Annotated in this window: 12 protein-coding genes and 3 pseudogenes; 7 read left to right on the forward strand and 8 right to left on the reverse strand. The window is 47.2% G+C overall.

The window, feature by feature from the left end; genetic code table 11:
- Nucleotides 1-107 precede the first annotated feature (107 nt).
- On the reverse strand, nt 108-1,136 hold the full coding sequence (locus ACOTXF_RS11060; protein ID WP_021241148.1) for a Mal regulon transcriptional regulator MalI: 1,029 nt from the start codon (nt 1,134-1,136) through the stop codon (nt 108-110).
- A gap of 179 nt (nt 1,137-1,315) precedes the next feature.
- Between ACOTXF_RS11060 and malX the strand changes: the two are divergent.
- The 5 genes and pseudogenes from malX to ACOTXF_RS11085 all read left to right on the forward strand — a co-directional run.
- Nucleotides 1,316-2,446: pseudogene (gene malX, locus ACOTXF_RS11065) on the forward strand (PTS maltose transporter subunit IICB); the annotation flags it as partial.
- Between the two features lie 85 nt (nt 2,447-2,531).
- Entirely contained in the window at nt 2,532-4,301 is a 1,770-nt protein-coding gene (locus ACOTXF_RS11070) for a recombinase family protein (RefSeq protein WP_013096884.1), read from the forward strand.
- 558 nt (nt 4,302-4,859) lie between these two features.
- Nucleotides 4,860-5,621 (forward strand): lysozyme inhibitor LprI family protein, encoded by a 762-nt coding sequence (locus tag ACOTXF_RS11075; protein ID WP_023280005.1) that lies wholly within the window; start codon nt 4,860-4,862, stop codon nt 5,619-5,621.
- A complete protein-coding gene (locus tag ACOTXF_RS11080; protein ID WP_023280004.1) occupies nt 5,611-5,979 on the forward strand; it encodes a hypothetical protein in 369 nt (122 codons plus the stop codon). Before ACOTXF_RS11075 ends, ACOTXF_RS11080 begins: the two co-directional genes overlap by 11 nt.
- A complete protein-coding gene (locus tag ACOTXF_RS11085) occupies nt 5,963-6,559 on the forward strand; it encodes an OB-fold putative lipoprotein (RefSeq protein WP_234115201.1) in 597 nt (198 codons plus the stop codon). Before ACOTXF_RS11080 ends, ACOTXF_RS11085 begins: the two co-directional genes overlap by 17 nt.
- Before the next feature lie 157 nt (nt 6,560-6,716).
- Here ACOTXF_RS11085 and ACOTXF_RS11090 read toward each other — a convergent pair whose 3' ends face one another.
- From ACOTXF_RS11090 to ACOTXF_RS11110, 5 genes and pseudogenes are all read right to left on the reverse strand, one after another.
- Nucleotides 6,717-7,406, reverse strand: a complete 690-nt coding sequence (locus ACOTXF_RS11090; RefSeq protein ID WP_000549951.1) for a VIT1/CCC1 transporter family protein — start codon at nt 7,404-7,406, stop codon at nt 6,717-6,719.
- Between the two features lie 134 nt (nt 7,407-7,540).
- Nucleotides 7,541-8,122 (reverse strand): cytochrome b/b6 domain-containing protein, encoded by a 582-nt coding sequence (locus ACOTXF_RS11095; RefSeq protein WP_001004932.1) that lies wholly within the window; start codon nt 8,120-8,122, stop codon nt 7,541-7,543.
- Between the two features lie 94 nt (nt 8,123-8,216).
- Nucleotides 8,217-8,447: pseudogene (locus ACOTXF_RS11100) on the reverse strand (IS3 family transposase); the annotation flags it as partial.
- A 463-nt stretch (nt 8,448-8,910) separates the two neighbouring features.
- On the reverse strand, nt 8,911-9,384 hold the full coding sequence (locus tag ACOTXF_RS11105) for a cytochrome b562 (RefSeq protein WP_047721549.1): 474 nt from the start codon (nt 9,382-9,384) through the stop codon (nt 8,911-8,913).
- 18 nt (nt 9,385-9,402) lie between these two features.
- Complete coding sequence (locus tag ACOTXF_RS11110; protein ID WP_001198019.1) at nt 9,403-10,341, reverse strand: cation diffusion facilitator family transporter; 939 nt, start codon at nt 10,339-10,341, stop codon at nt 9,403-9,405.
- 695 nt (nt 10,342-11,036) lie between these two features.
- On the opposite strand from ACOTXF_RS11110, the gene ACOTXF_RS11115 reads away from it, so the two are divergent.
- Nucleotides 11,037-11,651, forward strand: a complete 615-nt coding sequence (locus tag ACOTXF_RS11115) for a recombinase family protein (protein ID WP_003846897.1) — start codon at nt 11,037-11,039, stop codon at nt 11,649-11,651.
- Nucleotides 11,652-11,719: 68 nt separating this feature from the next.
- A complete protein-coding gene (locus tag ACOTXF_RS11120; protein WP_234115200.1) occupies nt 11,720-12,700 on the forward strand; it encodes an IS5-like element IS5 family transposase in 981 nt (326 codons plus the stop codon).
- Between the two features lie 188 nt (nt 12,701-12,888).
- Here ACOTXF_RS11120 and ACOTXF_RS11125 read toward each other — a convergent pair.
- Nucleotides 12,889-13,137 (reverse strand): annotated as a pseudogene (locus tag ACOTXF_RS11125) (transposase); the annotation flags it as partial.
- A gap of 44 nt (nt 13,138-13,181) precedes the next feature.
- A partial coding sequence (locus ACOTXF_RS11130; RefSeq protein ID WP_214585980.1) for an IS1 family transposase occupies nt 13,182-13,295 on the reverse strand: 114 nt, incomplete at its 5' end.

Below are 13,295 nucleotides of genomic sequence, written 5' to 3' on the forward strand. Positions count from 1 at the left end.
AACCCCTCGCATGAGGGGTTTTTTATTGCCGGGTGGCGCTGACGCTTACCCGGCCTACGATTCCAGGCCGTTGTAGGCCCGTGCAAGCGCAGCGCCGCCGGGCGATATTATTTCACCGTCACTAACCGCGCCGCCACAATCTGGTGCCCGGCCTGAACGTCCGTATTGTCGATGCGCTGCATGATCCTGTCCGCCAGGGTGTAGCCCATCTCCCGCGCTGGGGTCGTGGCCCAGACGATCGGCAGATCGTCGAGCGCGTTTTCACCGACGTCGGCGAACGCCCCCAGCGCCACCTGGTGGCCGAAGAAGGTTTCAACGCCCCCTTCGCCGCTCTGACGCCCGGCGCGGATCAGGCCAAACCAGGCGCCCATGGCGATCACATCGTTATAGCAAATGACGGCGCTGATGGTCGGACTGCTTCGCAGCAGCGCGCCTATCGCTTCCGCCGCCATCTTCTGGCTGGACTCACACTCAACAACCCACTCGCTGTGGAACGGCAGGCCGTATTTAATCAGCGTCGCGCAGTAGCCGCCGACCCGTTCGGCGCGGGTCAGGGACGAGCTTTTGCCGCCCAGCCAGGCAATGCGCTGATGGCCGCGACGAATAAGATGCTCGGTCAGCATTTGCGCCGCCTGCATGTTATCCGGGCGCAGCGTATCGGCTTCGTCGAGGTAGCTGGCGCGCGAGGCAAACACCAGCGGCACGCCTTTTTCGGCGGCGCGCTCGCACAGTTCACTGCCCACGCCCGATGCCCCGGCGACAATCACCCCGTCCACCCCCTGGTTCAGCAGCATATCGAGCCGGGAAAGCAGCTGATCGGCCTCGCGCCCGCCGTGCAGCAGAAAGACCATCCGCCCCTGCGCTTCAAGCGCTTCGGTTAAGCCGGCGGTTAACTCCGCATAGAACGGTGACGTCAGGTCACGGACAATCAGGCCAATCACCCCGCTTTGCCCGCCGCGCAGCGCCGACGCCTGACGGTTTCGCACAAAGCCCAACTGCTCAACCGCCTCGTTCACCCGCTGACCGGTCGCGGGAGAGATGCGTCCTTTTCCGCTCAGTACCAGAGAAACGGTACTGACGGAAACCCCCGCCGCCAGCGCGACATCGTTGATGGTGACTTTTTTCGCTACAGCCATGTGTTGGCGTGACTCCCTGAAAAATGAGATCGGTAAAACGTTTTATCAATACGTTATCTTTATACTACCAGTCAAAGCCTGAGAATGTGATTTAGCGCGCACTAAACTTTGATAAAACGTTTTATCTTCTCGCAGCATTGAAGCAGACAAACTGATTTTAACAATAAAGGAGTCGTTTTATGACGGCGAAAGCAGCACAAAAAATATCGCTGTGGGAATTTTTCCAGCAACTGGGTAAAACCTTTATGCTGCCCGTGGCGCTTCTCTCGTTCTGCGGGATCATGCTCGGGATCGGCAGTTCGCTCAGCAGTAAAGACGTCATCACGCTGATCCCCTTCCTCGGCGCGCCCGTGCTGCAGGCGATCTTTATCTGGATGAGTAAAGTCGGCTCCTTTGCCTTCAGTTTCCTGCCCGTGATGTTCTGTATCGCAATCCCGCTGGGCCTGGCCCGCGAGAACAAAGGCGTCGCGGCGTTTGCCGGTTTTGTGGGCTACGCGGTGATGAACCTGGCGGTTAACTTCTGGCTGACCGCAAAAGGCATACTGCCGACCACCGACGCCGCCGTTCTGAAGGCCAACAACATTCAGAGCGTGATTGGTATTCAGTCCATCGACACCGGGATCCTCGGGGCGGTGATCGCCGGGGTAATTATCTGGATGCTGCACGAGCGCTTCCACAATATCCGCCTGCCGGATGCCCTGGCCTTCTTCGGCGGCACCCGCTTTGTCCCGATCGTGACCCTGGTCGTTATGGGTCTGTTTGGTCTGATTATTCCGCTGATTTGGCCGGTCTTTGCGCTGGGCATCAACGGCATTGGCCGCATCATTAACGGTGCGGGAGATTTTGGTCCGATGATTTTCGGCACCGGCGAGCGTCTGCTGCTGCCGTTTGGCCTGCAGCATATCCTTGTGGCCCTGATTCGCTTCACCGAAGCGGGCGGCACCATGGAGGTGTGCGGTCACGACGTGAGCGGCGCGCTGACTATCTTCCAGGCGCAGCTGAGCTGCCCGACGACACACGGCTTCTCCGAAAGCGCAACCCGCTTCCTGTCTCAGGGTAAAATGCCTGCCTTCCTCGGCGGCCTGCCGGGTGCTGCGCTGGCAATGTACCACTGCGCGCGCCCGGAAAACCGTCATAAAATTAAAGGCCTGCTGATTTCCGGCGTGATCGCCTGCGTCGTGGGCGGGACCACCGAGCCTATCGAGTTCCTGTTCCTGTTCGTCGCGCCGGTGCTGTATCTGATTCACGCGGTGCTGACCGGTCTGGGTTTCACCGTGATGGCGGTGCTGGGCGTTACCATCGGCAACACTAAAGTAAAATACACCTCATTAAGAATTGAGGCGTAAAAACAGCTATACCTGTCGCCCCAATGGATTACCAAGGAGGTGATGACCAATGTCTGCACATGTTACAATCTTAAGAAATACAGTACTTCCAGTGAAATTCAATACCATGAATCGTCCACGCTTATATTCATATATCCGTTACTCCAGCGAACGACAAGGTAAAGGTAGTTCGATTGAGCGTCAGAAGAGCTACATTGCTGAAATGGCAAAACAGATTGCTACTGAGTACGATCTGGAGATTTTCGAGGAATACCAAGATTTAGGGGTATCCGCGTACAAGGGTAAAAACGTTCAGGAAGGAGCTTTATCGGATTTCATAGACCAAGTTGAATCCGGTTTGATCCCAAAGGGGTCTTTCCTCTTGATTGAATCCCTTGATCGCTTCTCACGCCAGAACGCCATGCAAGCGGTTAACCTTTTCACCAGCTTATTACTTAATGGCATCACGGTAATTACCGGGATTGATAAACAGGTTTACAGACAGACTGAAGTAAACACCGAGACATTGCAGCAACTGATGTTTAGCGTGATGTTGTTCAGCCGTGCAAACGAAGAAAGTTCAACCAAATCACACCGCACCATTGCAAGTGCTCTGTCCAAGATCAGACGTCACCAGGAACGGAAACCAGGTGATCCTGTAGTCGCAATTAAAGAGTTAGGCTCGGATAAATGGTGGACAGATTCAAGTACTGGATATGTCAATCCGCATCCAGTCCTGTTCCCCATAGCAAAAAAAATTATCCAGTTAAAACAAGACGGTTGGTCAAATCGGATGATCCTTCAACATCTGAAAAACAACTACGATGGACCGGTTATTGGCAACAAAAAATCAAAAGGTATATGGAATATGCAGCATTGTTCCAGAATCCTTGAACCTGCCATTTATGGACGAAAAGTAATCACTGTAAACAATGCAGAATACGTTCTGGATGATTATTACCCTGCGATCATCAGCAAAGATGAATATGAAGCGTTAAAGCTCCAAGTTGGAAACAAAGGATTTGCCCCGAATCGCGAGAGTAATCCAGAAATACCATTACTTTCCGGTATTGGTATTTTGCACTGTGCGCACTGCTCATGTTACATGGTTAAGGCTAAATCAACCCTTAAAAACCATCCACATGCTTACCGTTACCAATGTGCATCCAGAGATTTACATCAAGATTGTAATAAGTGGGGATTCAGGGCAAGCACCCTTGAAAGGACGATTTTACAACTAATAGCCGATAGAATATTCTTACAGACGAAATATCAACCATCTGGTTTAGAAGGGAAAATAGCGGACATACAATCGCAAATTGAGAACTATGTATTGGCTATAGGTTCAGCTAAAAGCCCTGAGATCATTAATAGCCTCACTTCGCAAATTGATCAACTAGAACAAGAAAAACAAAGTCTGATAGTGGAAAAAAGACTATACGATGAATCAATCGTGCAAATGAACACTGAAGGTTGGGACAAGTTCAGGAAGTTTGACATTGATGACGCACTTAACCCTTTACGCACAAAAATAAGAGCAAACATTAAGACCGTTATTATGCGCGTAGATTGCTCCAGAATAGATAAGAAACACAACTTGTTTACCATCACATACCGCGATCAGCATAAACAGCGTATCGTTATCGAAAACAACTCAGGCTGGAAGAAGGGTAAGATTTATGTTGAAGCGCAGACTATCAACGATATTCAAATTCTTGAATCTGAAGGTTTGATACTGCATGACCATATTGACATATTGATCAACCGAGACAAGTTCATGACGGAAGCGAAAAAACGACTAGATCATCCCCGAACACTGATCGATGAACTGACGGAATAAAGGTAAGTGTTAGTGGCATTGTAAAATTGCCCCACAGAAATGTTAGCGTAATCCATCGCTATATAGCCATGAATCGCTCTGTATCTTGTCAGAGCGATTAAAGCAGACTTCAGGCATCGTTCAATATAAAACCCCCGTAAAACTTGATACAGAGCGTTGTAGAGCAAGGGTTCAAAATTACATCGTATTCATTCTGTCTACGAACTGTACTTATTGCACCGCTCCTTATCGAAACACCTCTATGGTTGCCGGAAACCCCGCACAAAGTAGATTGTTATGTCTTTCAATCGCAGTATTCAAGACTAACCGCTGCCCGCCGCCCGACGTTAACACCAAGCATATGAACCATTTTAAAACCCTTTAAAAACAATACCCTTCGCATCTTCCCCCTCTTCTCCCCATGTTAATCGATCGTTTTTACAGATCAATTATACGATATTGATAGATTTCATAGATCAATGTAAGATCATGATTCTTCGGTTAGTGTTTCTCGTAAACAAGACTCACGGAATGAATACTCTGTCCACGATGGAGTGCGAAAGAAAGAAGGTATCCAGAATGACAATTCTTATTAAAACGTTAAAAATCATGGCGTCAGGTGTTGTTTTCGTTTCAGGTTTAACCACCGCCTCCAGTACCGTGTATTTCTTGCCAGAGGCAAAATCAATGGGTGTCGCCAGCAGCGACAAAAACGCACTGATGTTTCTCGGGATGGACAGGGATGTAAATCTGAAGGGAATATGCTTCGCGATGACAAAGCAATCATCATCAATCGTTCCGCTGGTAGATATCACTGCTACAACTGATAACGGCAGATTCACGATGCACGGGTTACGCCCTAATGTCAGTGATTCTAAAGAAGTCGCTTGTTCCTTCGGGTCCGAAGCTGGTGATTTCTTGACTGCCATTTCGAAGTCAACAACCGTTAACGTGAAGCTGGACTTCAATGGCGAGATCCGCAATTACAGTTTCGACACTACAGAGTTCGGAAAGGTATTGACTGCGAATGGGCAAGCCGTGGGGGAAAAAGCAGCTAAAGACTACGCTCAGGGAGTACGTGCACCCGTTTTCTATAGCAGCGGTAGCGAAGCTCCCAAAAACAATGCAGTAACCTCAAACGTCGATACACACAGTTATAAAGCAAGCGATGAGAAACTTAATTCGGTCTGGAAAAGCCTTAGCCCTGAAACCCGAAAACGATTGCTTCCTTCTCAAAGAGAATGGATAAAGCACAAATCCGGCTGCAATAATGAACAGAAATGTCTTACCGACATGACGAACAATCGCATTCGTGAACTGGAGTCTGAATATGGAAAATAATGCACTGACTTTGGTTTTAAAAAACGATTGGGTAGCATCGTCTTCTGGTAATACCTATACCGGAAAATACACAGTTGGACGGTTTCACCTGACAGATGCGTTCATCGTTGTGTATATGAAGCTGATACATGGAATTGAAATACCCGATTTATGGGTCAGTAGCAGTTTCACTAACATACCAGATACCGATACCCGTAGGGTTATGTATATGGAAGGCTGTGATATGTTATCGAAAGATACAATGAACGAAATCCGTAATGCAGTGAAGTCCCCGCCTGACAAGCTGAAAATATATCGTAATGGAGAGCGTATTGTTAAGATAGAAGTTATGGAAGAACGAAATGAAATCACCCTATGAACGTTATATTAAAATAGCAGTCATAACCGTCGCAATAGCCTACGGCATCAATCTCCTTTACGGGCTGACGCCCCCCCCATATCAGCCTAAAACCCCCGAAGTGAAGACCAAGGTAAATGCTGATACCGTAACTCAGCAACAACCTGAGCAACCATCCAAACCATCGATAATCGATATACTTCCGCGAATGTATACAACAGGGGAAGTTTATGCGCGGTTTGAACAACATGAATTCAGGGCAACAAATGACTTCAAAAAATGTCAGTTAATGGTAACAGGAAAAATAACTGGTATCGGTACTGTTACTTTCAGAAAAAATCCTGTAGTAACATTGGGTATTCCCGGTTCAGATGAAGGCCTGAAGTTCATATTTGAAGATACGAATTACAATAACGATAAAGTTGCTGCATTGAATATTGGGGATCTGATTATAATCGCCGGGAAGAATGCACGACCTGGAACCTTTGGTGGTATCTTTCTTGATGACTCGAAGATAATGACTGATATGATTTCAAAGAAGAAACGACAAATTTTGGTTGTCAATGGTGGCGTTTACGACCGGGAAATTTGCCAGAAGTAGCGTTGTCCTTGCCCTTGAAATGGAGGGGGAGAATCCCCTCCATCACCCCTTCAACAGGTATTGGCGCAAGCAGGAATCGAGTTTGAAGGGAGCTGCATTGCAAATTGTTTTGCGAAGCATCGCCAGTAAGATGGTACACGAATTGTGCTTCATAACATTAAAGCAGGGCCTGCCCTGCAAAATGACCAATCCCCATAGACAAAAGCATAGCCATGGTACTCCAGAACGTAATTCTTATGATCGCCCTGACAGGAGAGGCTTTACTCAAAACCGAAGATATATAGCCAAGGACCGCCAGTGAAAAAAGGGTGGAAAGGATTATCAACAAAAAAGCCAGTTTCAGAGGGGAGAGCCATGCCACGATTAAGGGTAACACCGCACCAGCGGAAAAACTCAGGGCAGAAAAGACAGCTGCCTGTAGGGGCTGTGCAGAATTTATATCCGTCAACCCCAGTTCTTCACGGGCATGAGCATCCAGGGCATCTTTGACCATAAGTTGCTCCGCAACCTGCCGGGCAAGCTCTGGCTCCAGTCCACGTTGCATATAAAGTGAAGTCAGTTCCCGCACCTCTCCCTGATAATCAGTTTCCAGCTCCCTTTTTTCCTGGGCAAGTGCTGCGTTTTCGGTATCCGCCTGAGATGAGACGGAAACATATTCCCCTGTAGCCATTGACATAGCTCCGGCAACCAGTCCTGCAACACCTGCAAGTAAAACACCGGAAGGACTGCTATTTGCAGATGCAACCCCAAGAACAAGGCTCGCTGTCGAAACAATTCCGTCATTTGCCCCCAGTACAGCTGCCCTCAGCCATCCCACTTTTTCGATACTATGTCGTTCAAGATGCATATATTTTTTCCTTCAAATACGCATACTCATCGGAATTACGGATAAATAGAAAATGCATTGACGGATAAATGCGCGGTTATAGTCTGTTTTAGCCAACCATTACAGGGCATCTTATCCATCATAAACCTACAGCACTATTCGGTAACGGGATTTTTCCTTTGGCTACGAACGGTGAGGAAGATATGCAGCAACCCCATCGCACCATGTGCCCAGAAATAGGTTTCAATAAATACAGTCAGAAACTTATGCACATGCAGGACGGTTTCTGTCAGCACAGGTGACGTGCCAAGAGCAGTATTGAGAGCAAACCAGAATCCACCACATAATGCAACGCCCAATAGTGCAAGTACACCAAGCCCCTGAACCAGAGCAGCAATCCCACCAGCATGAGCTTCAGGAAGACGGAATGATATCAGCATTTTGATATCTTCAACCACACCTCGAAAATCAAGGACCACCCAGGCAAAATAGTAACGAAATCCTCGTTGTGTCAGCATCCATGCAAGCATGACAAACCCAAGGACAATCAGTGATAACCCAGTGATAACATGGAACCATGTTACGAACCCAGTGAGAGTATAGTCACTAAGCGCATCGCTTTCGGTAAGGTTTGAATTAATAATCTGCAATAAAATCAATACAGCTACGATGATATGCAGCACACGTAGAAATGGTGTGTTTTTGTGAGGAAGAGCATTACGTAAATTTTCGTTCATAATTTAGCCACTTTTTTAAGGTTGGTTGACCACTCAATATTATGCCTTTTTATTAATGATAACCTTAACTTCTCAAAACCAAGATGCACTCAGTAATATCCAAACCATGTTCAAAGGCCCAGTACTCGACAGGTAAATTCAGGTTCCTGAGTGGTTCTTATCGTCGCCAGATAGCCACGAAACAACGCAATGCTGTACAGAATGCTTATATCTGAACGCTTGAAATTCCAAAAGCGACGTGGATCGTACGGCACTTAATCCGACGACCGATGAAGAGTGCAGCCATGACAAAATCCATTCACCAAGCCACATTAGGTGACGTCGGAAATGATCTTCTTACGGCAAAGCACATGGCTTAGAATCCCTGTTCCAGCCTCGAAGAGGATACTGATGATTTATTTGCCGGAAAAAAGCATCTTAATGAGGGTCTCATACCGATGATGAAGACATTACGGGCATCAGTGTGTTAATCAACGGGGAGCAGGTCATCATGACCAACAAACAAAACACAGACTGACGCGTGACCACCAAATATAATTTGGCCCCCTGAATCCACCCCGCGCAACACCAATAGGTACTTAACTTATGTTGAGGCAACAAACTAAAATATGTAGCATTGATAATGCATGTTTGTTACCCCAACATTTTTATATGTATTTTGCAGATAAGATAACGTTGTGAAATTTCCTCACCAGTGCATAGCTATCTGCTTGATTACAGGCACGTGTATCATGTCAGTTCAGGGATATCTTTCCAGCATATCTACCTTCACCGAATAATTCCCGGTCTCAGTCAACACCTAGTTTATTGTGGTATTTTCTCATCAGACTGCCTAGTTTCTGTGCTGCAATTTTCCCGGCGTCAAGACCTTCCTTCTCAGCGGTACTTTCAACGGCAGTTACCTCATCAATTAGAAGTGACATGCCTGCAACATACGTTTCCCTGTCATACCCTTCTACAGGGCTGTTCAGGATGGACTCTGCTGTTGCTTTCAGTTCCCGCATATCTTTCCTGAAGGATGTAACGTCCTCCTCCTTAAGTGCTGCGCGGTAGCTTTTATTCATCATCTTCATGGCATGTTCAACACCGTCAGAACCAGCCATTACACAGGGGGATAAAAGAAGGGTGGCTCCTATCACAACAGTACGCATAATTTTTCTCATAATAGCCTCCATATTGTTTACTCTCGTTTTCACAGTCAGAAGGGGTAATATTGCGCAAAAAAATAATCCCTTCCCAATCCTCTCAAAAAACAGCAGCATTCATATTATTTTTCAGGATTATTTGCCCCCGCAACCAGGACTATTATCACCTTTAAAATAAGGGTCAACATGTGTCATAACATTTAAAACATGATGATTATCTAAAACTGATTTCCTGGCCAAAACAGCAATGTCATGTCCTACTTTCACTGATAAATCACCATCAATTTCCAGATGAACATCAACCACAACAAGGTCCCCCATTTTTCTGGTCTTGAGATCATGGATGCCTTCGACCCCAGGCGTGGACAATAATGTTGTTTTTATACTATTTTCAGTTTCAATATCCACGGCCCTGTCCATCAAGTCATGAAGCGAATCTGACATAAATGAATATCCCATTCTGGTCACAATCAGTCCCACAACCAGTGCAGCTACCGGATCAAGCAATTTAAACCCTGATAAACTACCAATAATACCAATAGCCACCACCAAAGATGAGGCGGCATCAGAGCGGGCATGCCAGGCATTGGCAACCAGCATAGTGGATTTTACTCGGGTTGCTACTGCCAGCATATAGCGAAAAAGAAGCTCTTTGATAACCAGTGCGGCTAAGGCCACCCACAGAGCAACAATATGTACCTGAGGAATATCATCTGGTTGTTGCATTTTATTTGCTGCTGACCATAACATCCCGATGCCAACAATGAATAAAATTGTCCCCAGAATTAATGATGCACCATTTTCATAACGATGATGCCCGTAGTGATGGTCATCATCGGGATTTTTTTTACTTTTATGATTAGCAATAAGCACCACAAAGTCTGAAACTAAATCAGACAGAGAATGGATACCATCCGCAATAAGCCCCTGAGATCCGGAAAATACGCCAGTAATCACTTGCCCGGATGTCAGAAAACAATTAACAAGCACACTAACCCATGTGCTTTTACGGGCCGCGAGGAAACGCTCATGAGAACTAATATCAATATCATCCGTAAGTTTGTTTACCTGCACCTGAAACTCCTAATAACAGCATCTACAGTTAATACTAAGCAGCCAATACTACCCGGCCAAGTTCAGTTTTGGTATATGAAATTTTGAGGTACTGTGGTGAAAATATAAAAATGGTGAGATTTATTCCTGTAAAGACCGCGCCATGGTGGCGATAACATCTATTCATCATAACGCCTGAACATTAATTTATTCTGAACAGAAGAGAGAAGAAAAGTTGACAGTTATCACAACTATACACTTACGCCCAGTGTGGATGGGTTCAACAAACTAAAATTGCAAACCCGATTAACTGAGGAATTGAGCGCTCTCGAAGAGGAGTTGCTTTCGGGTAGCTGTCAACCATTGCAAAATGGTAAACAACATCCTTTGGGTCCCCAACTGTGTGGCCACTGTAGTGACTGTGGTGGGTGATAGAACTGGTCACATTGATGCCAGACTTTTTCGTGCCGCATGTATGGCACACTGAATTTGATTAAGACCTGCTGAAATGAAACCGGAGTGCTTCAGCTACAGAAACTGACCAAATCGTATACCCCAAGCAAGATCTGAATACCATCCGAACAATATCTCTTTTAGGTATACCTGATAAAGACCATGATACAAAGTCTCAATAGGGTTGAATTTGACTCTATTGACAACAAAAACACGCACTGTATCATATAGGTATCCATTTAACACTCAAAAGAGAATGCATGATGAATGTTCGTATTTACTGCCGTGCATCTACCGAAGGCCAACATGCTGATCGTGCATTAGTTAGCCTGCGCGAATTTGCGCAAAGCAAAAACTGGCAAGTAGCCGGAGAATACATTGAAAATGCCAGTGGTGCGAAGCTGGAGCGTGTGGAACTGATGCATCTCCTTGAGGAAGCACAACCCGGCGATCTGCTTCTCATCGAATCGATTGACCGTCTCAGTCGTCTTCAACATGAAGAATGGGCTGAACTCAAAGCTACGCTGAACAGTAAAGGACTGGTTATTGTTTCGATGGATTTGCCAACAAGCTGGCAGATGGTTGAAATGTCCGGCAACGACCTTACCAGCGGCATTCTTCGGGCAGTCAATGCTATGCTGATCGATATCCTTGCGACAATGGCACGACAAGATTATGAAACCCGCCGTAAACGCCAGGCACAGGGGATCGAGAGAGCAAAACAGGCAGGTTTGTATACGGGAAAAGAGAAAGATATGGAAGCCCGTGAAGTGGTACGTGAAATGTTGGCACAGAACGTTAAACCAGCTCACATAATGAAAGCTGCTGATATCAGTCGTGCAACGTTCTACCGGATCAAAAAGGAATTGGTAATCTAGGGAAGGTGCGAACAAGTCCCTGATATGAAATCATGTTTGTCATCTGGAGCCATGGAACAGGATTCATCATGAGTCATCAACTTACCTTCGCCGACAGTGAATTCAGCACTAAGCGCCGTCAGACCCGAAAAGAGATTTTCCTCTCCCGCATGGAGCAGATTCTGCCATGGCAGAATATGACCGCTGTCATCGAGCCGTTTTATCCCAAGGCGGGCAATGGCCGACGGCCCTATCCGCTGGAGACCATGCTGCGTATTCACTGCATGCAGCATTGGTACAACCTGAGCGACGGTGCCATGGAAGATGCCCTGTACGAAATCGCCTCCATGCGCCTGTTTGCCCGATTATCCCTGGATAGCGCCCTGCCGGACCGCACCACCATCATGAATTTCCGCCACCTGCTGGAGCAGCATCAACTGGCCCGCCAATTGTTCAAGACCATCAATCGCTGGCTGGCCGAAGCAGGCGTCATGATGACTCAAGGCACCTTGGTCGATGCCACCATCATTGAGGCACCCAGCTCGACCAAGAACAAAGAGCAGCAACGCGATCCGGAGATGCATCAGACCAAGAAAGGCAATCAGTGGCACTTTGGCATGAAGGCCCACATTGGTGTCGATGCCAAGAGTGGCCTGACCCACAGCCTGGTCACCACCGCGGCCAACGAGCATGACCTCAATCAGCTGGGTAATCTGCTGCATGGAGAGGAGCAATTTGTCTCAGCCGATGCCGGCTACCAAGGGGCGCCACAGCGCGAGGAGCTGGGCGAGGTGGATGTGGACTGGCTGATCGCCGAGCGCCCCGGCAAGGTAAGAACCTTGAAACAGCATCCACGCAAGAACAAAACGGCCATCAACATCGAATACATGAAAGCCAGCATCCGGGCCAGGGTGGAGCACCCATTTCGCATCATCAAGCGACAGTTCGGCTTCGTGAAAGCCAGATACAAGGGGCTGCTGAAAAACGATAACCAACTGGCGATGTTATTCACGCTGGCCAACCTGTTTCGGGCGGACCAAATGATACGTCAGTGGGAGAGATCTCACTAAAAACTGGGGATAACGCCTTAAATGGCGAAGAAACGGTCTAAATAGGCTGATTCAAGGCATTTACGGGAGAAAAAATCGGCTCAAACATGAAGAAATGAAATGACTGAGTCAGCCGAGAAGAATTTCCCCGCTTATTCGCACCTTCCATAATTGAAAGGGGTGTTGCATTGACAGATTGAATCTACAGCGGCTTTTTTTAATATGTCCCGTTCGTCCGTAACCCGCTTCAACTCTTTCTGAAGACGGCGGATCTCGGCCTGAGCATCTGACTGTTCATTATGAGTGGAAGAATCCGGGCCGTACTTCTTTATCCAGGCGTAAAGACTGTGAGTGGTGATATCGAGACGTGCTGCAACACTGGAAACAGAATGACCACGATCAACAACCTGTTTGACTGCTTCAATTTTAAACTCTTCAGGATAACGCTTACCGCTCATGGGCACCTCTCTTTAAGTCATCTTAAATGACTCTGAGGTGTCTGTTAAACCCGTGGCGATTCAGACAGTGACTTCCGTCCCAGCCTTGCCAGATGTTGTCTCAGATTCAGGTTATGTCGCTCAATGCGCTGAGTGTAACGCTTGCTGATAACGTGCAG

It is taken from the genome of Enterobacter cloacae complex sp. IR53041, from assembly GCF_049238285.1.
In the GTDB taxonomy this organism is placed as follows: Bacteria; Pseudomonadota; Gammaproteobacteria; order Enterobacterales; family Enterobacteriaceae; genus Enterobacter; species Enterobacter roggenkampii.

Excerpts from the sequence above, each read along its gene's own strand:
- ACOTXF_RS11075 (WP_023280005.1), top strand. The coding sequence starts at position 4,860 with ATGACAATTCTTATTAAAACGTTAAAAATCATGGCGTCAGGTGTTGTT.
- ACOTXF_RS11080 (WP_023280004.1), top strand. The coding sequence starts at position 5,611 with ATGGAAAATAATGCACTGACTTTGGTTTTAAAAAACGATTGGGTAGCA.
- ACOTXF_RS11060 (WP_021241148.1), bottom strand. The coding sequence starts at position 1,136 with ATGGCTGTAGCGAAAAAAGTCACCATCAACGATGTCGCGCTGGCGGCG.
- ACOTXF_RS11085 (WP_234115201.1), top strand. The coding sequence starts at position 5,963 with ATGAAATCACCCTATGAACGTTATATTAAAATAGCAGTCATAACCGTC.
- ACOTXF_RS11070 (WP_013096884.1), top strand. The coding sequence starts at position 2,532 with ATGTCTGCACATGTTACAATCTTAAGAAATACAGTACTTCCAGTGAAA.
- ACOTXF_RS11115 (WP_003846897.1), top strand. The coding sequence starts at position 11,037 with ATGAATGTTCGTATTTACTGCCGTGCATCTACCGAAGGCCAACATGCT.
- ACOTXF_RS11095 (WP_001004932.1), bottom strand. The coding sequence starts at position 8,122 with ATGAACGAAAATTTACGTAATGCTCTTCCTCACAAAAACACACCATTT.
- ACOTXF_RS11090 (WP_000549951.1), bottom strand. The coding sequence starts at position 7,406 with ATGCATCTTGAACGACATAGTATCGAAAAAGTGGGATGGCTGAGGGCA.
- ACOTXF_RS11105 (WP_047721549.1), bottom strand. The coding sequence starts at position 9,384 with ATGCTGCTGTTTTTTGAGAGGATTGGGAAGGGATTATTTTTTTGCGCA.
- ACOTXF_RS11120 (WP_234115200.1), top strand. The coding sequence starts at position 11,720 with ATGAGTCATCAACTTACCTTCGCCGACAGTGAATTCAGCACTAAGCGC.